General features: G+C 62.6%; 18 protein-coding genes, 1 tRNA gene and 1 pseudogene. 14 read left to right on the forward strand and 6 right to left on the reverse strand.

Annotated elements, in window-relative coordinates:
* Positions 1–18: 18 nt before the first annotated feature.
* A tRNA-Met gene (locus BUC40_RS11185) sits at positions 19–95 on the reverse strand.
* Positions 96–374: 279 nt separating this feature from the next.
* On the opposite strand from BUC40_RS11185, the gene dinB reads away from it, so the two are divergent.
* The gene (gene dinB / locus BUC40_RS11190; RefSeq protein WP_073265628.1) at positions 375–1,445 is read left to right on the forward strand and encodes a DNA polymerase IV; all 1,071 of its coding nucleotides are present in this window, start codon (positions 375–377) and stop codon (positions 1,443–1,445) included.
* A gap of 86 nt (positions 1,446–1,531) precedes the next feature.
* Here the strand turns inward: dinB and BUC40_RS11195 are convergent, their stop codons facing one another.
* The 4 genes and pseudogenes from BUC40_RS11195 to BUC40_RS11210 form a co-directional block, all read right to left on the reverse strand.
* Complete coding sequence (locus BUC40_RS11195) at positions 1,532–1,933, reverse strand: META domain-containing protein (RefSeq protein WP_073265630.1); 402 nt, start codon at positions 1,931–1,933, stop codon at positions 1,532–1,534.
* Positions 1,933–2,370 (reverse strand): hypothetical protein, encoded by a 438-nt coding sequence (locus BUC40_RS11200; protein WP_073265632.1) that lies wholly within the window; start codon positions 2,368–2,370, stop codon positions 1,933–1,935. The genes BUC40_RS11195 and BUC40_RS11200 overlap by 1 nt, the downstream gene beginning before the upstream one ends.
* A gap of 93 nt (positions 2,371–2,463) precedes the next feature.
* Positions 2,464–3,057: a biliverdin-producing heme oxygenase gene (locus tag BUC40_RS11205; protein ID WP_073265634.1), complete on the reverse strand. Its 594-nt coding sequence runs from the start codon at positions 3,055–3,057 to the stop codon at positions 2,464–2,466.
* A pseudogene (locus tag BUC40_RS11210) lies at positions 3,054–5,795 on the reverse strand (ATP-binding protein). The gene BUC40_RS11205 and the pseudogene BUC40_RS11210 overlap by 4 nt, the downstream one beginning before the upstream one ends.
* Before the next feature lie 134 nt (positions 5,796–5,929).
* Here BUC40_RS11210 and BUC40_RS11215 point away from each other — a divergent pair.
* The 13 genes from BUC40_RS11215 to BUC40_RS11275 all read left to right on the forward strand — a co-directional run bounded on the left by BUC40_RS11215 (position 5,930) and on the right by BUC40_RS11275 (position 21,837).
* Positions 5,930–6,637, forward strand: coding sequence for a response regulator transcription factor (locus tag BUC40_RS11215; protein ID WP_073265636.1), 708 nt, complete (start codon positions 5,930–5,932; stop codon positions 6,635–6,637).
* A gap of 1 nt (position 6,638) precedes the next feature.
* A complete protein-coding gene (locus BUC40_RS11220) occupies positions 6,639–7,994 on the forward strand; it encodes a sensor histidine kinase (protein WP_073265638.1) in 1,356 nt (451 codons plus the stop codon).
* A gap of 144 nt (positions 7,995–8,138) precedes the next feature.
* A complete protein-coding gene (locus BUC40_RS11225; RefSeq protein ID WP_083593461.1) occupies positions 8,139–10,235 on the forward strand; it encodes a TonB-dependent receptor domain-containing protein in 2,097 nt (698 codons plus the stop codon).
* A gap of 99 nt (positions 10,236–10,334) precedes the next feature.
* On the forward strand, positions 10,335–11,624 hold the full coding sequence (locus BUC40_RS11230; protein ID WP_073265640.1) for a class I SAM-dependent methyltransferase: 1,290 nt from the start codon (positions 10,335–10,337) through the stop codon (positions 11,622–11,624).
* A gap of 60 nt (positions 11,625–11,684) precedes the next feature.
* Complete coding sequence (locus BUC40_RS11235; RefSeq protein ID WP_083593463.1) at positions 11,685–12,608, forward strand: ABC transporter substrate-binding protein; 924 nt, start codon at positions 11,685–11,687, stop codon at positions 12,606–12,608.
* Entirely contained in the window at positions 12,605–13,606 is a 1,002-nt protein-coding gene (locus BUC40_RS11240) for a FecCD family ABC transporter permease (protein ID WP_073265644.1), read from the forward strand. Before BUC40_RS11235 ends, BUC40_RS11240 begins: the two co-directional genes overlap by 4 nt.
* Positions 13,603–14,661 (forward strand): FecCD family ABC transporter permease, encoded by a 1,059-nt coding sequence (locus tag BUC40_RS11245; RefSeq protein WP_073265646.1) that lies wholly within the window; start codon positions 13,603–13,605, stop codon positions 14,659–14,661. Before BUC40_RS11240 ends, BUC40_RS11245 begins: the two co-directional genes overlap by 4 nt.
* Before the next feature lie 37 nt (positions 14,662–14,698).
* Positions 14,699–15,517: an ABC transporter ATP-binding protein gene (locus BUC40_RS11250; protein ID WP_073265648.1), complete on the forward strand. Its 819-nt coding sequence runs from the start codon at positions 14,699–14,701 to the stop codon at positions 15,515–15,517.
* Between the two features lie 195 nt (positions 15,518–15,712).
* Positions 15,713–16,618 (forward strand): cysteine synthase CysM, encoded by a 906-nt coding sequence (cysM, locus tag BUC40_RS11255; protein WP_073266219.1) that lies wholly within the window; start codon positions 15,713–15,715, stop codon positions 16,616–16,618.
* The gene (gene rlmD, locus BUC40_RS11260) at positions 16,618–17,967 is read left to right on the forward strand and encodes a 23S rRNA (uracil(1939)-C(5))-methyltransferase RlmD (RefSeq protein ID WP_073265650.1); all 1,350 of its coding nucleotides are present in this window, start codon (positions 16,618–16,620) and stop codon (positions 17,965–17,967) included. The genes cysM and rlmD overlap by 1 nt, the downstream gene beginning before the upstream one ends.
* Before the next feature lie 117 nt (positions 17,968–18,084).
* Positions 18,085–20,334: a GTP diphosphokinase gene (relA, locus tag BUC40_RS11265; protein WP_073265652.1), complete on the forward strand. Its 2,250-nt coding sequence runs from the start codon at positions 18,085–18,087 to the stop codon at positions 20,332–20,334.
* 60 nt (positions 20,335–20,394) lie between these two features.
* On the forward strand, positions 20,395–21,222 hold the full coding sequence (gene mazG, locus BUC40_RS11270; protein WP_073265654.1) for a nucleoside triphosphate pyrophosphohydrolase: 828 nt from the start codon (positions 20,395–20,397) through the stop codon (positions 21,220–21,222).
* Positions 21,223–21,297: 75 nt separating this feature from the next.
* Positions 21,298–21,837, forward strand: a complete 540-nt coding sequence (locus BUC40_RS11275; protein ID WP_073265655.1) for a DUF2058 domain-containing protein — start codon at positions 21,298–21,300, stop codon at positions 21,835–21,837.
* A 55-nt stretch (positions 21,838–21,892) separates the two neighbouring features.
* On the opposite strand, the gene BUC40_RS11280 is transcribed toward BUC40_RS11275, so the two are convergent.
* Positions 21,893–22,081 carry a hypothetical protein gene (locus BUC40_RS11280; RefSeq protein ID WP_073265657.1) on the reverse strand — a complete coding sequence of 63 codons (189 nt, stop codon included), beginning with the start codon at positions 22,079–22,081 and terminating at the stop codon, positions 21,893–21,895.
* Between the last annotated feature and the right edge of the window lie 190 nt (positions 22,082–22,271).

Below are 22,271 nucleotides of genomic sequence, written 5' to 3' on the forward strand. Positions count from 1 at the left end.
GTGGCCTTTTTGAGTATCTGGTTGCGGGAGCCGGATTTGAACCGACGACCTTCGGGTTATGAGCCCGACGAGCTACCAGACTGCTCCATCCCGCGGTCGCCATTCTATTCATCTGAGGCCCGCTGTCAACGCCTATCGCAGAAAAAACTGTTTTCCGTTCAATCGGTTAGCACCGCAGGCAGAACTTTTGAAAGCGCTTCAGGCCCTGCCATGCGGGCCTTTCAAGCCATTTTGTGGCGCTTTTATTACCGCAGCAGGTAGGCGATGAGCGGGCGAGATCGGGCTGGAAGGCTGTTGTTATGTACAGTAAAGTGCCCGTCTTCTCCCCCATCACCGATTGCAGCCGCAGTCGGCCAGCATTCATTGTCAGGCTTATGGCGCAGCGAAAGATCATTCACGTCGATTGCGACGCGTTCTATGCCTCGGTCGAAATGCGCGACAACCCCGCGTTGGCTGACAAACCGATGGCAGTGGGCGGCTCGGCCGATCGGCGCGGGGTGATTGCGACCTGCAATTATGAGGCGCGCGCCTATGGTGTGCGCTCGGCCATGGCCTCGGGGCACGCATTGAAGCTGTGCCCGGACTTGCTGATCGTCAAACCGCGTTTTGAGGTGTACCGCGCCGTATCGCGGGACATTCATGCGATCTTTCGCGACTACACCGATCAGATTGAGCCGCTGTCGCTGGATGAAGCCTTTCTGGACGTCTCCAATTGCGAGCACTTTGGCGGCAGTGCCACGCGTATCGCCCAGGACATTCGCCGGCGCGTTTCCAGTGACCTGCATATCACCGTGTCTGCGGGTGTGGCGCCGAACAAGTTTCTGGCCAAGATCGCCAGCGACTGGCGCAAACCCAATGGCATCTTCGTGATCACCCCGGATCAGGTCGAGGACTTCGTAGCGGAGCTGCCCGTCAACAAGCTGCACGGCGTGGGCAAGGTTACTGCGGACAAGCTCACGCGGCTGGGCGTGCGTACCTGTAGTGATCTGCGCGAGTGGAACAAGCTGCGCCTGATGCGCGAGTTCGGCAGTTTCGGTGAGCGGCTTTGGAACTTGGCGCATGGCATCGATGAGCGTGTGGTGCAGACCGACAGCCGCCGACAATCGATGAGCGTGGAGAACACCTACGATCAGGATCTACCGGACCTTGACGCTTGCCTGGCGCAGTTGCCGGCGTTGCTGGAAGAGTTGGAGCGTCGCATGACGCGCCTGGACAGCAGCTATCGGGCGGGTAAGCCATTCGTCAAGGTCAAGTTCCACGACTTCACCCAGACCACGATGGAGCAGACCGGCGCTGGCCGCGACCTGGAGAGTTACCGCGTATTGATGACCAGTGCCCATGCGCGGGGTAATCGATCGGTGCGGCTGCTTGGTGTGGGCGTGCGTTTGCAGGATTTGCGCGGCAAGCATGAACAGCTGGATCTGTTCCTGCCGCGTGAGCTCTAGGCGAAAGCGCTGGCGTAACGCAGCTTGTTGCGCGCCCGCGCTGCTGGATAAGCGAAGCCGGGCGCCAACAGCGTTTCGCGATGGCCTTACTCGTCAGGCCACAGCCGGATCGGTTTGCCGCTGGCTGGCCACAGGCGCAGCTGATCCAGTGGCGAGATGTCCCAGCGTTCGACCTTGGTGAGGCTCTGCAGAAAGCGATTTTCCTGTTCCATCAGAGCCGGTGCGCACATTTTGCGGGTGCTGCCGGCTTCGCTGAAACTCAGTTTTTCACCATCGCGCGTGTAGCTGGCGAACCAGTGGTTGCAGCCAGCGTTGCCGTAGGCGCGGCCATCTTCGCCGAGGATGATGGTCAGGTGACTATTGTCGATCAGCGGGCGTTCGCCGATCCATTCCACGCGGTAGGTGCGCTCGTTTTCCAGCTGCACGGGTTTTTCCGCGCAACCAGCCAGGGCTGCGGTGAGCAAGCCAAGGGCGAGAAGCGGTTTCATCAAGCCTCCTTTTTAATACACGCAGGGCACAGGTGCTTGTCCTGCTGTTTGCGCCAGCCGAGCTCTGCAAGGCGCGCATCTGCGGCCGGCGTCTGGGCTTTTTTACCCAGCGCAGTGTCGACCGCGAATTCGAAGTCCAGTTGCTTGCCGCAGCTGTCGCAGGTCACTTCCCAGTTGAAGATCGACAGCTCGGTGAAGGCCGGTCCATGAGCGACCGCGACCCATTGGCCAGGCGGGTTGATCAGGTGGCGAACTTTGTCGACTTGCAGGCGCATGCTCAGGTCGCGGCTGCCTTTGAGGCTGACGACCAAAGTGTCGTTACCTTTGATCGAGCCGCCGTTGCCAGTGACTTGATAGCGGCCGGGAGCCAGGGCGCGGCACTCGATCAGGGTGTGTTCGGGGTTGAGCAGGTTGTAGCGAAAATCGTGTTCGGCCATGGATCCTCCGGATGAGGAGCGCATTCTAACAGGCCGCGGCAGCAGCGGGCGGGGCGACGACGCCAGTGGTTAGCCAGGCGTCGTGCTGGAGCATCAGGTGGCGGGGAAGATGTCGCGTAAGGCTGCTCGGTAGAAGTCGAACGCGGCAACTGCGCCACTGACTGCTTCTTCGCGCTGCGCCTCGCTCAGCTCCAGGCCATCGAGCAGGGCAACGAACTGGCGCCAGTGCAGAGCGCGGCCATCTGGGTGAGGAGCTAGGTGACGGGCACCGTTTTCAGCCGTGAGGCCGATCTGCTGGGTATCCTTGAACAGAAACGCGGCGCCCAGGTTGGAGCCTTCGCTGCAGTACAGCCAGCCCAAGGCGGCATAGGTACTTCTCGGCGCTACGGCTTGGGGGGCTGGCGGGATCTGCAGCTGCAGATCGGCAAGATCGGCGCACACCGCGTCGAAGCGTGGCAGCTCGCTCAAGCCCGGTAGCAGGCGATTGAGCTCGATATCGTCGTACAGCGCATTGAGAGCGCCATGAAAGTCGTGCTGCAGGCGTAGGAAGTAACCGTAGCACTCCAGACTCGCAAAGGGCCGAACACTCATGACCAGCGCATCGACGCTGTCATGAGCACGGCTGGTGCCGGCTTTGAGGCGTTTGCTCAACGGCAGTTGCGCAGTGCAGATAGGCTGCGGCGTCACGGCTGCGCCTCTTGGCTTAAGCGTTCTATCGCCTGCTCGAGTTCATCCAGGCCGCTGCCACGAATCGGCTGATCCTGCTTGAGCTGGGTTTCGCTGTACTGGCAGGCGGCGCGCAGCTGCGGTACGCCGCAGTAGCGGGTGGCGCCGTGCAGGCGGTGAATGCGTTCGATCAAGGCGTTGCGGTCGCCATCGGCACGTGCCTGACGGATGGCCTGCAGGTCGCCCGGCAGCCCGGCTAGCAACATGCTGAGCATGTCGGCGGCCAGATCGGCCTTGCCGGCAGCCAGGCGCAAACCTTCTTCTTTATCCAGCACGGCGGTGGCCGGTGCAGTGGTTTCCGGCTGTGGCTCCTGGTTGTTGCTGTACAGCGCCAGGCCGGTCCATTTGAGTACCACCTGGGCCAGCTGCCGCTCACTGATGGGCTTGGTGAGGTAATCATCCATGCCGCTTTGCAGCAGCGTGCGTTTCTCGTTGGCCAAGGCATGAGCGGTCAGGGCGACGATGGGCATCGGCGAGCGGCCGTGGTCATGCTCCCACTGACGGATCGCCTCGGTGGTCTGGCGGCCGTCCATGCCGGGCATCTGCACGTCCATGAACACCAGGTCGAAATCCTGCTCCTGAGTGATTGCCAGGGCGTCGAAACCGCTGCTGGCGACGGTGACTTTGGCGCCCATGTCATCGAGCAGGGTTTGCACTAGCAGCAGGTTGGCGGCGTTGTCGTCGACGCACAGGATGGCCGGCGAGCGGGTCAGGTTGTGGCGTACCTGCTGGCGTGCCTGGCGCGGCGCGATCAGTTCGACGAGGGTGCGCTGCAGCCGGCGAGTGCAGGCCGGTTTGGCCTGCAGCTGGCTGTGCTAGTCGGGCACGCTGTTCTGATAGAGCGTCTGTTCGGTGGTTGGGCAGAACACCACACTCTTGCAGCCCAGGTTGTCGAGGTCCCAGACGCGCTTGTCCAGTTCCGCAGGCGCGAGGTCATCGCTGGTCACGCCGAGAACCGCGCAACTGAATGCCTGGGCAGAGCCGGCAGCCGACTCGACGGCGTCGCACAGACTATTGAGGTCGCTGAATACGCTGACCTGCAAACCGCAATCTTCCAGCTGGTGTTGTAAAGCCTGACGGGCCAGCTCGCTGCTTTCGAGCATCGCCACACGGCGGCCAGCCAGCGCGCGAGGTTGCTCGTCAGCTTCGCTGCGCGCCTTGGGCAGGTTGAGGCTGATCCAGAATTCCGAGCCTTCGCCGGGCGTGCTGTCCACACCGATCTCGCCACCCATCTGCTCGATCAGGCGCTTGGAAATAACTAGGCCCAGGCCTGTGCCGCCGGCCTGGCGGGTCATCGAGTTGTCGGCTTGGCTGAATGCCTGGAACAGGGCGCGCAAATCTTCCTCGGCCAGCCCGATGCCGGTGTCACGCACGCTGATGCGCAGCTGCGCGCGGTCTGCTGTTTCTTCCTCGAGCATGGCGCGGATAACGATGCTGCCTTCGCGGGTGAACTTGATCGCGTTGCTGACCAGATTGGTCAGCACCTGCTTGAGGCGCAGCGGATCACCCGACAGCCACACCGGTGTGTCGCGGTATACCAGCGAGAGCAGCTCGAGCTTCTTCTCGTGTGCGGTCGGCGCGAGGATGGTCAGGGTGTCCTGCAGCAGGTCGCGCAGATTGAAGGGGATGTTCTCCAGCACCAGCTTGCCAGCCTCGATTTTCGAGAAGTCGAGCACCTCATTGATGATGCTCAGCAGGCTGTCGGCGGATTGTTCGATGGTGCTCAGATAATCCTGCTGGCGCGGGCTGAGCTCGCTCTTCTGCAGCAGATTGGTAAAGCCGAGAATGCCATTGAGTGGAGTGCGGATCTCGTGGCTCATGTTGGCCAGGAATTCTGACTTGATGCGGCTCGCCTCCAGTGCTTCCTTACGGGCGAAGTCCAGCTCGATGTTCTGCACCTCGACGTTTTCCATGTTCTGGCGCAGGTCCTCGGTGACCTGGTCGATGCTGTGCTGCATTTCCTCCTGGGCAGCCTGCAGCGATTCGGCCATGCGGTTGATGCCCGATGCCAGTTCGTCCAGTTCGTGGCTGCCCAGCGGTGGCAGGCGGGTTTCCAGATGGCCGTCCTTGAGCAGGGCGACACCTTGCTTGATGCGCAGCAGCGGGTCGTTGATGCTGCGGCTCATGCGTAGCGCCAAGAGGCCCGTGATGATCAGCCCGGTGACCACCAGCAGCAGGCTGGTGAGCAGGCTGCGGTAACCGCTGATGAGGGTGTTGTGGTGCGACAGTTCCAGCTCCACCCAGCCGATCGACTCGCTTTCTGAGGCGCTACGCTCCTGGCCACTGAGCGTCAGGTGTTGGGCCATGACCGGCAACAGGAAACGGGTGGCGTCCTGGCTGCTATGTTCGGCGATGTCCACGGTATTGCTGTCAATGACCGGGCGCTCGTTGAGCATGCTCGGGCCAGCGTGGGCCAGGCGGTCGCTCTGCGTGCTCAGAAAGGTCACGGCGCGCACGTCTGGTTGTTCAAGTGCCTCTGTGGCGATGCGCTGCAACAGCGCCCTGTCGCTATGCAGTAGGGCGGGGGCGGCCAGCGGTGCCAGTTGCTCGGCGATCATGTGCCCGCGTTGCAGCAGTTGCGCCTGCAGCCCGGAGAGTTGCATCCAGATGAAGTAGCCGCCCAGTACCACCGCCAGCAGGCTGGTGGGCAGCAGGGTAAGCATCAGTACCCGGCCCTTGATGCCGATATCCTTGAACACGCAATGCCCCTTTTCGACGATGCCAGGCAGTGTAGCGATTCCGACGGGGCGACGCTTGCCCGTCGTAAGGCGGGTTACGGGCGCTCAGGCAATAGGTAGAATCACTCGCATTCGCTTTTTAGAGCCACATTGCCATGACGCTTCCAGCCACCACCGCTACTCGTATTCTCGCGGTCGAAGACGACCCCGCCTTGGCCTCCCATCTGCAGGCGCACCTGCAGGGCTGCGGCTTCGATGTGACTGTCAGCCATGACGGCAGCAACGGTCTGCGCCTGGCTCAGGAGCAGCATTTCGACCTGATTCTCATGGATATCCTGCTGCCCGGCAGCAACGGTCTAGACGTGCTGCAGCGCTTGCGCCAGCAGCGCCATGTACCGGTCATTCTGATGTCTGCGCTGGGCGCCGAACAGGATCGCATCGCTGGCTTCAGCCGCGGCGCCGACGATTACCTGCCCAAGCCGTTCAGCCTGGGCGAGCTCAGCGTGCGCATCGAGGCCATTCTGCGTCGGGTCGCCTACGAGCGCCGCGGGCAGCCGCCGCTGCAGGCCGATGCGCTGGCCTTCGATGAAGATCGCTGCGACGTTTGCCTGGGCGGGCAATGGGCGATGCTCACCTCGACCGAATATCGTCTGCTGGAAACATTTTCCCGGCATGCCGAGGAGGTGCTCAGCAAGGCCTTTCTTTACCAGCATGTGCTGCACCGCGGTTATTCCCAGCATGACCGTAGCCTGGACATGCATGTGAGTAACGTGCGCCGCAAGCTCAAGGGTCTTGGCTACAACGGCAAGCGCCTGGAATCGGTGTGGGGCAAGGGTTATGTGCTGACGGCCCGGGAATCCTGAGGTGCCGGGTTGGCATTCGCTGTTCTGGAAACTGATAGTCGGCTTGGCGCTGTTCTGCCTGCTGACCGTCAGCATGCACCTGGACCTGGAACAACGGGTGTACGAGTCGATGTCCACGCTCTCCGCCAACAGCCGGCAGGAGCTCAGCGGGTTCGCCCGCGAGGCGGAAACGGCCTGGCGTGAGCGAGGCCGAACCGGTATGGACGAGTTTCTGCAAGACCTCTATCAGCGTGAGCAGGTCTGGGTCGTGGCGGTGGACGCAAAGCATCGATCGTTGTCGTCGACCCCACTAAACGAGGAGGAGGCGCTGCGCCTTAGCTTTGTGCGCCGGCTCGATCAAAAGGTCGGCCGGCCTGGTGGCCAGCCGGTCTTTTACGTGCCCTTCAGCGATGGCAACGGACGCCTGGTGATGGAGCTACCGCCGCGGCTGGACCCTCGTAACGACAGCTCGCTATGGGATTTCTTCCTGCGTAGTGTGCTGCCCGCCTGCCTGGCCATTCTGCTGGGCACCCTGCTGTATCGCTGGCTTATCGCACCGCTGGTGATCTTGCGGCGCCAGGCCAACAGCCTGAGCGCCGGCGACTTGAGCGCGCGGGTCGGTGCACCGGTGGCTTCCCGTCAAGACGAGTTGGGTGAGCTGGGACGCGCCTTCGACCACATGGCTGAGCGGCTGCAGGGCACCGTGGTGTATCAGCGGCGCTTGCTGCGTGACCTGTCCCACGAGTTGCGCACGCCGCTGAGCCGCCTGCGTGTGGCCAGTGATGGCGAAAGCGACCCGCAGGTGCTGCGCCAGCGGCTCGATCGTGAAATCACCATCATGCAGAACCTGGTGGAAAACTCTCTGGAGCTGGCCTGGCTGGATTCCGAACGCCCGCAGTTCGCCCGCGAGCCGATCCGTGTGCTGCAACTCTGGGACATGCTGGTCGAGGATGCCTGCTTCGAGGCTGGCTGGTCCGGCGAGCGCCTGCTCTTCGAGGTCGATGAGGACTGCACCGTGTACGCCAACCTGACCAGTCTGGCTCAGGCTCTGGAAAACCTGCTGCGTAACGCCATTCGCCACTCACCGCCCGCTGGGCTGGTGCGCCTGACCGGCGCGCGCGAAGACGATTGCTGGCACCTGTGCCTGGGCGATGACGGCCCCGGTATCGAGGAGCGCTACCTAGAAACCATCTTCGAACCCTTTGCGCGGCTCGACAGCGCCCGTCCCGGTGATGGCGGTTTCGGTCTTGGCCTGAGCATCGCGCGCAGTGCCATTGCCCTGCAGGGCGGCCGCCTGTGGGCGCAAAGCCCGCCTGGTAGCGGGTTGCAGATGCATCTGCTGCTGCCAGCTGCCGAGGTGCAGGAGCAAAGTGTATAGACTGTAAATGATGTTTACTCTCATATGGCATTAAATATCATTTGCGCCGTTATCACGGCGGGAGGCCTCTAGCGCGAGCCTTCAGGGATCCATTACCGCCGTTTTTGCCCGTTAGGGCCTGACATATGCGGTATGGGGACGTCGATGAATCCGAAGTACAAACCGAGTCTGCTGGCCACAGCCATCATGCTGGCGTTCAGCGCGCCGGCTACCTATGCACAAACGGCCGATAATGAGCCTGCGGACGAGGCGTCTGCTCTGCATCTGGATGCGAGCCAGAGCTTGCCGATGGAGCTCAGCTCCACCGTGGTCACTGCAGCCGGTACCGAAGTGGATTTGCGTGATGCGCCGGCCAGCATCAGCGTCGTTACGCGTGAGGATATCGAGCGTAAGCCGATGGCCAGTATCGCCGAGGTGCTGGGCACGCTGCCCGGTGTTACCGGCGGTTATTCGGCCACCGGGGCGGGTTCGAAAATTTCCTTCCGTGGCATGCCGGACCGATACACCCTGATTCTGGTCGACGGCAAGCGCGTCGGCAGTTCGCAGCTCCTCGGCCATCGCCCCGATACCATCCCGCAGGATCTCGACTGGCTGTCGCCTGAATCCATCGAGCGCATTGAGGTGGTACGCGGCGCCATGTCATCGCTGTACGGCTCGGAAGCCATGGGCGGGGTGATCAATATCATCACCCGCAAGGTCTCGCCCGAATGGGGTGGTTCGATCACCTCCAACTACAGCCGTCCGCAACCCAGCGACTCAGGTGATACCTCGCAAATCGGCGTCAACGTCAGCGGTCCTCTGACCGAAAGCCTAGGTTTGCGGCTGGGGGGCAGCTTCACTGACCGTGAGTCGGACTCCGGCGCCACGGGCTCGACCGGCGCGCTATCGAAGAACGTCAACGCCAAACTCAACTGGCAAGCTTCGCAAGACCACAGCTTCAGTATCGATGCCTCGGCAGGCGAGGAGCGTGCGCGGTCTTTCGATGATGTCGAGGCCCGCGAGGCCGCTGGTGACACCAACGAGACATTCGGCTCCTCGAAAATGGTCAGCCGAGGTTTTGGCATTGGCCATGAAGGGCGTTTCGGTGAGGTGGGCACCAAGCTCGACCTGTACGTCAATACGTTCGAGAACAAGGCCGACCCGGCGCAGAGCGACAACGCGGGGGCGAAATCCAAGGAAGCAGTGGCGGATTTCAAGTTCGACGTGCCGTTCGAACTGGGCGTCAGCCAATGGCTGACCGCCGGCCTGCAATATAAAGAAGAGGAGGTCGAGAACCCAGGCAACATCGGCAATATCGCGGCCTTCATTCCGCCTGGCCAGACAGAGGCACTGACCGCGGAAAAAAATCCTGAAGGCTGGGCGTGGGCGCTCTTCGCCGAGAATCAGGTGTTCCTGCGTGACAACCTGACTCTGACCCTGGGCCTGCGCACCGATCGCACCGACGGCTTCAGCGCCCACACCAGCCCTCGTGCCTATCTGGTCTATCACCCGGCTGACGCCTGGACCATCAAGGGTGGCGTTTCCAAGGGCTTCCGCGCGCCGAACTTGAAGGAGCGTTCCCTGAGTTCGGGCACTTCATCGATGGGCATGGGTTGCACGTCGCTTGCTCCGCTCGGCTACATGGGCGGGCAGTGCTTCATGGTCGGCAACCCGGATCTCGAGCCCGAGATCAGCACCAACTATGAATTGGGTGTTGCCTTCGACGAGAACGATTACCGCTTCGAAGCCACTTACTTCACCAGTAAAATCAAGGACATGATGCAAAACGGCTTCCTAGGGGAGGTCAATGGCATCTGGTACACCCAGCAGTACAACATCGAGGAAGCCAAAACCAGTGGCGTGGAATTGTCATTCGGTATGCCGGTTGCCACTGCGGTGTCGTTCAGCGGTAACGCGACCTACATGATCGAGTCGGAAAACACCACGACGGGCGAAGCGCTGCTGATGACTCCGAAGTGGACTGCCAACGCGCTGCTCGAATGGCAGGTCGACAATCAGCTTTCCACCTACCTCTCCGCGCAGTACCTGGGCAAGCAGTTGTACCGGCCGTCCGCGAGCGGGGCGGACAGCTTTGCCGAGGCCAATACCACCGTGGACCTGGGGGGCAACTACGCCGTCAACAAGAGCCTGACGCTGCGAGCCGGGATAAAGAACGTTTTCAATGACGCGGTGAAAACCGATGACGACTATGGCGACGGTGACCCGCGCACCTTCTATGTAGGGTTCACTAGCCGTTTCTGATCGCTCGACATGATCTGGCCCAGCCCGCCGTCATTACACGGGAGCGGCTGGGCTTCGACGTTAGGTTGAGGTGCGTTTTTCTTGAATCTGGAGTCTGCAATGAGCCGCCGTGAGGGCTATGTGATCGATGTTCCCTATCCGTTGCATTTTCACAAGGAAATGCAACCGGTGTGGATGAGCTACATCGCAACCAGTCTGGCGTGTAGCGCCCCGGATATCACGCAACCCTATCGATACTGCGAGCTAGGCTGTGGCGCGGGTATCAATTTGCTGGTTGCAGCTGCGAGTAACCCGCTTGGCGAGTTCATTGGCGTGGATTTCAACAGCGGGCATATCGCACTTGCTCGGCAGGCTGCACAGCGCGTTGGGCTGACGAATGTGCAGTTCGTCGAAGCCAGCTTTAGCGATTTTGCTGGTCAGGAGCAGCAACCATTCGATTTCATCGCGTGCCATGGCACCTGGTCCTGGTTACCGCCCCAGGCCCAGGCCAGCATTCTGAAATCGCTTTACCGCTTTCTGAAGCCCGGTGGGCTGTTCTATCTGCACTATATGTGTCACCCCGGTGCCACGCGGCTGACCGCTATTCAGAAAGTCCTGCATGAAGTGTCGTTGGCCACGCCCGGTGACTCGACCAATGCTGTTCGCCAGGGCGTCGAGCTTCTGCGTTGCCTGGCGAATAACGGCGCCGGTGCCTTTGAGGACAATCCAGGTCTCAAAGATGAGTTGGCTGCACTGGAAAAGGAGCACGTGACCTACCTGGCACACGACTTCCTGACAGATTTCTGGCGGCCACAACATTGCGCCGATGTGCATCGAGTCGTTGCTCAGGCCGAGCTGACTTACATCGGTAGTGCTGACTGCCTCGAGAACATGGATAGCCTGTCCATACCTGGCAACATTCAGCCTGTTCTCACTGGCTTGTCGTCGACCGCTTTGCGTGAAACGGTCAAGGACTTGGCGCGTAACCAGCATCAACGTCTGGATATGTTTCAGCGCCAGCCCAGCGCCCTGAATGCCGAGCAGCATCTTCTGGAATTGGATCGCGTTTGCTTTATGGCACTGGATTCGATGCCCGCGGCGGGAGGGCTGTCATTTGCCACGCCAATCGGCGTTGTTCCTGGGCCGGAGGCGATCTTTACCCCATTGCTCCGCCAATTGCTGGCGGGCCCTACGTCATTTTCCGAGTTGCGCTGTTTGCCCGCTTTCTCCAATGAGCCTGGTGTCTTGCTGCAGGCGTTGCAGATGCTGATGTGGGCCGGATACGCACTCCCGATGCGAGCCGAGAAAACCGACGCACAGGCAGCTGGCAGGCTCGATGAATGGCTGGCGGCCAAGGCAGTAGCGCTGAGCCTGGTGCCTGAGTGCGGAACGGCAGTCATGCGCAAATAGAGAGTGCCGCCTTTTGCTGTACCACGGCTGTTGGTTTCACATTAAACAAAGGATATTCCGATGATCGCTAGCCTATCCCGATGCTCACGCCTGCTGGCGCTATCTGGCCTGTTTGCTCTGTTGCCACTGGGCAGTGCACTGGCCGAGTCGCGCACCCTTGATACCGCCTACGGTGAGATCAAGCTGGCGAGCACGCCACAGCGTGTAGTCACCCTCGGTGAGAATGCGCTGGATGTGGCGCTTTCCGTTGGTGTGACGCCGTTGGGGAGCGTTGCCACGCGCGGCGGCAGCGATGTATCTGCATACCTGAAGAGCAAGGCGGGCGACATCAAGATCGTCGGTACCGCGCGGGAAACCAATCTGGAATCGGTGTTCGCCCTGCAACCGGATCTGATTCTGGCTTCGCCGGAACTCAGCAGGGATCAGTACCAGAAACTTAGCCTGATCGCGCCGACCGTGGTGCCCAAGGGCAACTCGTTTGAAGACTGGCGCAACAACGTCGAGTTCTATGGCGAGGCGCTGGGCAAAAGTAGTGAAGCCAAGGCTGCTATCGCGGCGGTCGACGCGCGTATCGATGCAGTCAAGGGCAAGATCGAACCGGGGCAAGTTGCTTCCGTAGTGCGCTGGAGCCCACAGGGGCCGGGCGTGATGTCCCAGCACCTGTTCGTCGGTCAACTGCTCAGTCAGCTCGGTTTCAAGGGCACGGCGATGGCGGCGGAGCTGACTAAGAAGCCGCACAGCGATGCCCTGAGCCTGGAAAATCTGTCGCGAATCGACGCCGACTGGTTGTTTCTCGCCACCCTCAACGCCGACGGCGACAAGGCCTTGGAGCAAGCGCGCCAGCAGCCGGCGTTCGCGCGCCTCAAGGCGGTCAGCAGCGGTCATGTGCAGAGCGTCGACGGGCAGATCTGGAGCAGCGGCAGTGGGCCGTTGGCCGCTAATGTGGTTCTCGATGACGTGGAAAAGGCCATCGCCGCGCAATGAGCCGTGTTGCGAAACCTGCTCGCCTGACGCTGGCCGGCGCGTTGGCATGGGTGAGCGCGGCGCTGGCGTTGTTGTGCCTCGCCAGCCTGCTGATCGGGGCGGGGGAGGTGGGCATCCTGCGCAGCCTGTCGGCGCTCGCTGGCGCTGTGGATGATGAAGCTCGCTTTGTGCTGTTCGAACTGCGCCTGCCGCGCACGCTGCTGGGCGTGCTGGTCGGAGTCGCCTTGGGCGCTGCGGGCGTGGTGCTGCAAGCGGCCACCCGCAACCCGCTGGCTGAGCCCGGTCTGCTCGGCGTTAGCGCCGGAGCGTCCTTCGCCGTGGTGGTGGCGATCAGCCTGGGCGCCAGCGCGGCGACCCTGAACCTTGGTGTGGCCATCGCAGGCGCCATGGCCGGTTGCTTGCTGGTATTGCTGGTCACCCAGGTGCGCGGCGTTGGTGACGACCCGGTGCGCCTGGTGCTGGCCGGTGCCGCGTTCTCGGGCATTCTCACTGCGATCAGTACGCTGATTCTGCTGCACGACCAGCGCAGCGCCGACGAGATCCGCTTCTGGATCATCGGTGCTCTGACCGGTCGCCCCCAGGACGTGCTGGCCTGGAGCGCCCCCGGCCTGTTGCTGCTGGCGCCGCTGATTCGTCCACTGGCGGCCCTGGCCCTCGGCGAGAAGATGGCCACCGGGCTCGGTCATCATCCTGGTCTGACCCGCCTGGGCGCCTTGCTCGGCGTCGCCGTGCTGGTCGGTACCGCCACGGCGGCGGCCGGGCCCATGGCCTTCGTCGGCCTGGTGGTGCCCTTCGTGGCGCGCCGCCTGGTGGGGCCGGACATCCGCCGAACCATCGGTTTGTCACTATTACTGGGACCGATCATCGTGCTGTTCGCCGATATCCTATCGCGCCTGCTGGTCAGCCCCTACGAACTGCCGATTGGTGTGGTGACCGCGCTGATCGGTGCGCCAGTGCTGATCACGGTGGTGCGCAGCCACAGGTTGCCGACCCTATGAAAGCATCACCCTCACTCAGCGCGCCCCATGGCTACTGGTTGCTGGCGCTCGGCTCGCTGCGCGTGCTGCTCAATCGCCGAGGCGTGCTCGCCGCGCTGGGCCTTACGCTGGCCATCGTGATCATCACCGCTATCAGCCTGGCATCCGGTGCCGCCGGTCTGTCGCCGTGGACGGCGTTGGCCGCTGCGTTTGGCCAGGGTGAGCCCATGCACGTATTTCTGGTTCAGGAGTTGCGCCTGCAGCGCCTGGTCGCCGGCCTGTTGACGGGGGCGGCATTCGGCATCGGTGGTTGCCTGCTGCAAACCCTGGCACGCAATCGTCTGGCCACGCCGGGTGTGATCGGTATCGACGACGGCGCCACGGCCTTTGCCGTTGCCTCGATCGTCGCTGTACCCACGACCCTGGCACCTTCTGCGCTGGCGCTTACCGGCGCGACCACCGCCGCTGTATTGGCGTTTGGCTTGAGTGCCGGCGCGGGTGCCCGGGGTTATCGCTTCATCGTGGTCGGCATCGCCGTGGGCGCGGTGTTCGGCGCGCTGACCAACCTGATGCTGGCGCGAGCCGATATCGACGCCGCCAACGTCGCCTATCCCTGGACGGTTGGCAGCCTCAACGCGCGCCCCGCCCAAGCGGTGTGGCTGCTGGGGGGCGGCCTGCTGTTGAGCCTGCCGCTGGTCAAGTACCTAGCCCAGCGCCTGGAGCTGATGCGCTTTTCCGACAGCGTGGCAGTGGGCCTTGGCGTACGCCTCAAGGCCATGCGCCTCTGGACGTTGATCATTACGGTGCTGCTCACTGCGCTGGCCGTGGCGGTCGCTGGCCCAGTCGGGCTGGTGGCCCTCGCGGCACCAGAGATGGCCCGTTACCTGAGCGGCCATCGCGGGGTGCCGGTGCTGTGTTCGGCGCTTGCCGGTGCGCTGCTGATGACCGTCGCCGACTGGGTCGGGCGCACGTGGCTGGCGCCCATCGAGATTCCCGTCGGGGTGATCACCGCGGTGGTCGGCGGGCCTTACCTGCTGTGGATCCTGTTGCGCCAGCCGTCGCGCAAACTGACCTGAAAGGCCGCCCACGCGCGGCTGCTGTGGAGCTGAACCCATGACCACCTCCTATCTGTTCGCCACCAGGCCCGAGGCCGTGGTCACCCTGCAGGCCGAGCGTCTGAGCCTGGGTTACCCGCAGGCGGCGATCATCGACGACTTGTCCCTGCGCATCCCGCCGGGGCAGGTCACCGCCATCGTTGGCCCCAATGGCTGTGGCAAGTCTACGCTGCTGGCGGGGCTGTCGCGTCTGCACAAACCCACGGCCGGCGCGGTGATGCTCAACGGCAAGGCGATCGGCAGCCTGCCGTCCAAACAGGTCGCCCGGCAACTGGCGCTGCTGCCCCAGGACGCCAGCGCGCCGGACGGGCTGACCGTCTCCGAGCTGATTCGCTTCGGCCGCCAGCCGCACCAGAGCCTGCTGCGTCAATGGTCGGCGGAGGATCAGGCGATCGTCGACGAAGCGCTGCGCGTGGCTGACCTGCAGGCTCTGGCCGAGCGCCCGCTGGAGTCGATGTCCGGCGGCCAGCGCCAGCGCGCCTGGATCGCCATGGCGGTGGCCCAGCAGACGCCACTGTTGCTGCTCGACGAGCCGACCTCGGCGCTGGATCTCGGCCATCAGATCGAAGTCTTCGAGCTGATTCGCGACCTCGCCGCGGCAGGCAAGACCGTGGTCATGGTGGTGCACGACCTGTCCAGTGCCTGCCGTTACGCTGACCATCTGGTGGCAATGAAAGCCGGGCAGATCGTCGCCGAGGGTGCGCCGAGCGTCATCGTCACGCCTGATGTGGTCGAGCAGCTCTACGACGTGCGCTGCACGCTGATGAGTGATCCGCTCAGCGGCACGCCGATCATTGCCGGCATCATGCGGCGTTAGATGAATCGGTTATCAGCTTAGATCGCCTGGTTAGCCGGCTCCTGTGTGCTGACCGCAAAGGCCGATGAATGCGGGCTCTGGCGCGAGCGGGTCGCGATGTGACGCCCGGTTGTCGCGCGCAGCGGGGAGTAGGGGTTGCGCCCATTTGCCGGTATCATGACCGCCCCCTGCAGCCGTCTGGACCCGATCGACGCCATGACCCCGCAATACCCTACGATCGCCGAATGCGTCGGCAACACGCCCCTGGTTCGCCTGCAACGCCTGCCGGGCAATACCAGCAACACCCTGCTGGTGAAGCTCGAAGGCAACAATCCGGCCGGCTCGGTGAAAGATCGCCCGGCGCTGTCGATGATCACCCGCGCCGAACTGCGTGGTGATATCCAGCCCGGCGACACGCTGATCGAGGCGACCTCCGGCAACACCGGCATCGCCCTGGCCATGGCCGCAGCGATCAAGGGTTACAAGATGATCCTGATCATGCCGGACAACTCCAGTGCCGAGCGCAAGGCGGCGATGACCGCCTACGGCGCCGAGCTGATTCTGGTCAGCAAGGAGGAAGGCATGGAAGGCGCCCGCGACCTCGCGTTGGCCATGCAGGCCGATGGCCGTGGCAAGGTGCTCGACCAATTCGCCAACGGCGACAACCCGGTCGCCCATTACACGGGCACCGGCCCGGAAATCTGGCGCCAGACCGGCGGGCAGATTACCCATTTCATTAGCTCCATGGGCACTACCGGCACCATCATGGGCGTGTCGCATTACCTCAAGGAGCAGAATCCGGAGGTGCAGATCGTCGGCCTGCAGCCGATGGAAGGTGCGGCGATTCCGGGCATCCGCCGTTGGCCGCAAGAGTACCTGCCGAAGATCTTCGACTCCGAGCGCGTCGACCGCATCGTCGACATGGCCCAGGCCGAAGCCGAGGACGTGATGCGCCGCATGGCCCGTGAAGAGGGCATCTTCTGCGGCGTGTCGTCCGGTGGTTCGGTGGCGGCCATGCTGCGCCTGTCTCAGGAACTGGAGAATGCGGTACTGGTTGCCATCATCTGTGATCGCGGCGACCGCTACCTTTCCACCGGTGTATACGACGCCCCGGAGAACTGATGGCTCGCAAGAATGGCGGCCTGCGCTTTCAGCCGAGCGGCGGCACGCGTGCGCCCGTGGTGCCGGTGGGCAAGAAGCAGCGCCTGAAGATCGAGCGCCTGGCCAATGATGGCCGTGGCATCGCTTTTCTCGACGGGCGCACCTGGTTCGTCAGCGGCGGGCTGCCGGGCGAAGAGGTTGAGGCCCGCGTGCTCGATGCGCGCAGCAAGGTGATCGACGCTCGTGCCGAACGGGTGTTCCAGGCCAGCCCCGAACGCCGTCAGGAACCCTGCGTGCATGCGCGCATCTGCGGCGGCTGTAGCGTGCAGCACATCCCCCATGCCGAGCAGCTGGCGCTCAAGCAGCGCATGGTCGCCGAGCAGCTGCAGCGCCTCGGTGGCGTGCAGCCGGAAACCTGGGCCGAGCCGCTGGCCAGCCCCGAATTCGCGTATCGGCGCCGGGCACGTATCGCCGTGCGTTGGGACATGCGGCAAAAGCGTCTGGAAGTCGGTTTCCGCGCGGCAGCCAGCCAAGACATCATCGCCATTGGCGAATGCCCAGTGCTGGTCGACCCCTTGCAGCCGATTCTGCGAGCGCTGCCCGCTGCCCTGAGTGGCCTGCAGTCGCCTCGCTCGATTGGCCATGTCGAGCTGTTCCAGGGTACCGCCAGCGCGGTGCTGGTGCGCCACACCGAAGCACTGAACGATGTGGATCTGGCCAGCTTGGAGGCATTCTGCTCGGTGCATCACGCGCAGCTGTGGCTGCAAGGCGAGGGTGAGCCGCAGCCGGCGGACGCTACGCAGCAGCTCGGCTATCCTCTCGACAGTTGGAATCTGCAGCTGGCCTATCGCCCAGGCGATTTCGTGCAGGTCAACGCTGCCGTCAACGAAGCGATGGTCGCCCAGGCGTTGCAATGGTTAGCGCCTGGTAAAGATGAGCGGGTGCTGGACCTGTTCTGCGGGCTGGGCAACTTCGCCTTGCCGCTGGCCCAGCAGGCGCGTGAAGTGATTGCCGTGGAAGGCGTGCAAGCGATGGTCGCGCGCGCCGCGGATAACGCGCGAAGCAACGGCCTGAGCAATGCGCACTTTCATCAGGCTGACCTGTCCAACTCGCTGGCCGATGCCGGCTGGGCTGCAGGCGGTTTCGATGCCATCGTGCTCGACCCGCCGCGCGACGGCGCGCTGCAGGTGGTGCAGCAAATGGCCAGTCTTGGCGCCAGTCGCCTGGTCTATGTATCGTGCAACCCGACGACCCTGGCGCGTGACAGTGGCGAATTGTTGCAGCAAGGCTACCGGTTGAAAAAAGCCGGTATTCTGGACATGTTTCCGCAGACGGCCCACGTGGAAGCGATGGCGCTGTTCGAGCGTTGAGATACCAGAATCAAGTTCAGTGGCGCACAGGAATTGCGCTGATGTGGTCATACCGACCGGCTCGCAGAAGCCCGGCGACATTTAGCGGGGCGTGCCCCGTGAAAGGGAAGGTAATAGATGGTTCAGGTTAGAGCGCACCAGCCCATCAACGATGATGGCAGTATCAATCTCGAGGCCTGGCTGGAGCACGTTACGAGTGTCGACCCCGCACTCGATCGTGATGCCCTGCGCGCTGCCTGCGAGTTCGCCCGAGCGGCCGAGCAGCAGGCCAATGCGGCGCAGAATCTGTGGACCGAAGGCTACTCCAGCTTCGGTGCCGGATTGGAAATCGCCGAGATCCTCGCTGATCTCAAGCTCGATCAGGATTCGCTGGTCGCTGCGGTCATCTATCGCGGCGTGCGCGAAGGCAAGATTCCCCTGGCTGATGTGCGCCAGCGCTTCGGGCCGGTGGTGGCCAAGCTGATCGAAGGTGTGCTGCGCATGGCGGCCATCAGCGCCAGTCTCAACCCGCGTGGTGAATCCCTGGTGCTGGGCTCCCAAGCCCAGGTCGATAACCTGCGCAAAATGCTGGTGGCGATGGTCGACGACGTACGTGTCGCGCTGATCAAACTGGCTGAACGAACCTGCGCGATCCGTGCGGTGAAAGACACCGACGAAGAGCGCCGCCAGCGCGTCGCCCGCGAAGTCTTCGATATCTACGCGCCGCTGGCGCATCGCCTGGGCATCGGCCATATCAAATGGGAGCTGGAGGATTTGTCCTTCCGCTACTTGGAGCCCGAGCAGTACAAGCAGATTGCCAACCTGTTGCACGAGCGCCGCCTGGATCGTGAGCACTACATCAATGAAGTGATGGAGCAGCTGCGCGACGAGCTCGAGGCTACCGGGATCAAGGCCGACATCAGCGGCCGGGCGAAACACATTTATTCGATCTGGCGCAAAATGCAGCGCAAAGGTCTGCAGTTCAGCCAGATCTACGACGTGCGCGCGGTACGCGTGCTGGTGCCGGCCGTGCGCGACTGCTACACCGCGCTGGGTATCGTGCACACGCTGTGGCGACACATTCCCAAAGAGTTCGACGACTACATCGCCAACCCCAAGGAAAACGGCTACCGCTCGCTGCACACTGCGGTGCTTGGCCCCGAGGGCAAGGTGCTGGAGGTGCAGATTCGAACCTCGAACATGCACGAAGAAGCCGAGCTCGGCGTCTGCGCCCACTGGCGCTATAAGGGCACAGACGTCAAATCGGGCGCTAGCAGCCATTACGAAGAAAAGATCTCCTGGCTGCGTCAGGTACTGGAGTGGCATGAGGAGCTGGGCGACATTGGCGGGCTAGCCGAACAGCTGCGCGTCGATATCGAGCCGGATCGGGTTTATGTATTCACCCCTGACGGCCACGCCATCGACCTGCCAAAGGGCGCTACACCGCTGGACTTTGCCTACCGCGTGCACACCGAAATCGGCCATAACTGCCGTGGCGCCAAGATCAATGGGCGGATCGTGCCGCTCACCTACAGCCTGCAGACCGGCGAGCAGGTCGAGATCATCACCAGCAAGCAGGGCACGCCGAGCCGTGACTGGCTGAACTCCAACCTGGGTTACGTGACCACCTCGCGGGCGCGGGCGAAGATCGTGCACTGGTTCAAGCTGCAGGATCGCGACCAGAATGTCGCCGCCGGCAAGGTCATGCTCGAGCGCGAGCTGGCGCGGGTTGCGCTGCCGGCGGTGGACTTCGAGAAGCTTGCCGAGAAGGCCAATCTCAAGACCGCCGAAGACATGTTCGCCTCGCTGGGCGCGGGGGATCTGCGCCTGGCGCAGTTGGTCAACCTGGCCCAGCAACTGGTCGAGCCGGAGCGTGGCAACGAGCAGCTTGAGCTGATCCCGCGCAAGGCCCAAGGCTTCAAGCCGGGCAAGCGTGGCGATATTCAGATTCAGGGCGTGGGCAACCTGATGACGCAGATGGCCGGCTGCTGCCAGCCACTGCCGGGCGACCCTATCGTCGGCTACATCACTCTCGGCCGTGGCGTCAGCATTCATCGCCAGGACTGTGCGGCGGTGCTGCAGCTCGGCGGGCGCGAGCCCGAGCGAATCATCCAGGTCAGCTGGGGCCCGGTGCCGGTGCAGACCTATCCGGTGGATATCATCATCCGCGCCTACGACCGTTCCGGCCTGTTGCGCGATGTGACGCAGATGCTGCTCAACGAGAAGCTCAACGTGCTGGCGGTCAATACCCGCTCCAACAAGGAAGACAACACGGCCTCAATGTCGCTGACCGTGGAAATTCCGGGGCTGGACGCGTTGGGCCGCCTGCTGGGCCGTATCTCGCAGTTGCCTAACATCATCGAAGCGCGTCGCCACCGGGCGCCTTGAGCTGCTAGCAGGGCGTGAGGCGCAATTGCGCCTCACGCCCTGTATCGACTGGACACCGTCATGTATCAACTCACCGATTTGCTCAACCTCATGGCCCGCTTGCGTGACCCGCAACATGGCTGCCCCTGGGATTTGCAGCAGTCCTACGCCAGCATCGTGCCGCACACCCTTGAAGAGGCTTACGAGGTCGCCGACGCCATCGAGCGTGAGGCCTTCGACGAGCTGCCAGGCGAGCTTGGCGATCTGCTTTTTCAAGTCGTCTATTACAGCCAGATGGCCAAGGAAGAGGGGCGCTTCGATTTCGCTGCCGTGGTCGATGGCATCACCCGCAAGTTGGTGCGTCGTCACCCCCATGTATTTCCTGATGGCGATCTGTATGGCCCTGTCGATCAGCCACGGCTGAGCGAGGCGGCGGTCAAGGAACGCTGGGAAGCCATCAAGGCTGAAGAGCGTGCCGAACGCGCGGCAGCGCCGCAGCAGCTTTCGCTGCTCGACGATGTGCCTAACGTGCTGCCCGCCCTGAGTCGGGCCAAAAAGCTGCAAGGTCGTGCTGCCAGGGTCGGCTTCGATTGGCCGGATGCACTGCCGGTGCTCGACAAGGTGCGCGAAGAGCTGGATGAGGTGCTCGAAGCGATCAGCGAAAACGACCATGAGGCAGTCACCGAGGAAATCGGTGATCTGCTATTTAGCGCTACCAATCTGGCGCGCCACCTCAAGGTCGATCCCGAGGCCGCGCTGCGCGCCGCCAACGCTAAATTCGAGCGGCGCTTCCGGTTTATCGAGCAGGCATTGCGCGAAGCGGGCCGGCCCATCGAGAATTGCACCCTGGACGAGCTTGATGCCCTGTGGGGCGAGGCCAAGAAAATCGAGAAGCAGCGCGGCAGCTGAGCCGGATGGCGCAGCTGCCTCGACGAAATCCGATGGGCATGCCCATCTCATTAATTGTCTGCGGATAGGTAGGTTATGGCGATTTCACTACGTGACCAGTTGCTCAAGGCTGGGCTGGTCAACGAGAAGCAGGTCAAACAGGCCAGCAAGCAACAGCACAAGCAGCAGCGGATGGTGAAGAAAGGCCAAGCCGAAGAAGACAACAGCAGCCAGTTGGCGGCCCAGCAAGCCAAGGCCGAGAAGGCTGCGCGGGATCAGGAACTCAATCGCCAGCAGCAGGAAAAGGCTGAGCAAAAGGCCCGTTCGGCGCAGATCAAGCAATTGATCGAGGCGTCGCGCCTACCCAAGCTGACCACCGAGGATTACTACAACTTCGTCGACGACAAAAAGGTCAAGCGCCTGCCGGTTAATGCGCTGATGCGCGACAAGCTCAGCCGCGGCTCGCTGGCCATCGTGCGCCATGGCGGTGGTTACGAAGTGATCCCGCGTGAGGCAGCCTTGCGGATTCAGGAGCGTGACCCGCAGCGCGTGCTGCTGCTCAACACGCCGACCGAGGCGCCGGATGAAGACGATCCGTACGCGGCCTATCAGGTGCCAGACGACCTGATGTGGTAAACAGTCAGCAATGAAAAAGCCCGCATCAAGCGGGCTTTTTCATTGGATTCCGGTTTTATTCCGAGTGGGCAGCCTCATGGTCATGGGCTTCCAGCTCCGCCTGATACGCGACCGCTTCCTCTTCGGACGGGAAGATGCCGACCAACTGATCGTTCTGGTACACATCCCATACACGCAGACCTTCAGCCTGGGCTTCGTGGGACATATGGTGTTCGTCACGCTCGGTCACTACTAGTACGCTCATTTTATTTCTCCAGTATTGCCGGACAAATGCTGCGCAAGGCGGTTGCGCTCGTGCTTAGGCTGCTAAGCAACGACATATTTTGTGACTGTATTAATTGGTTACAAGTTCCGAGGCGCTTCGCTTATGCATAACTTTCTTTAGCGCAGGGCTGAATCGCAGGCATAAAAAAACCGGGGCAGGCCCCGGTTTT

Origin of the sequence: Phytopseudomonas punonensis (assembly GCF_900142655.1) — a bacterium.
Taxonomy (GTDB): Bacteria; Pseudomonadota; Gammaproteobacteria; order Pseudomonadales; family Pseudomonadaceae; genus Aquipseudomonas; species Aquipseudomonas punonensis.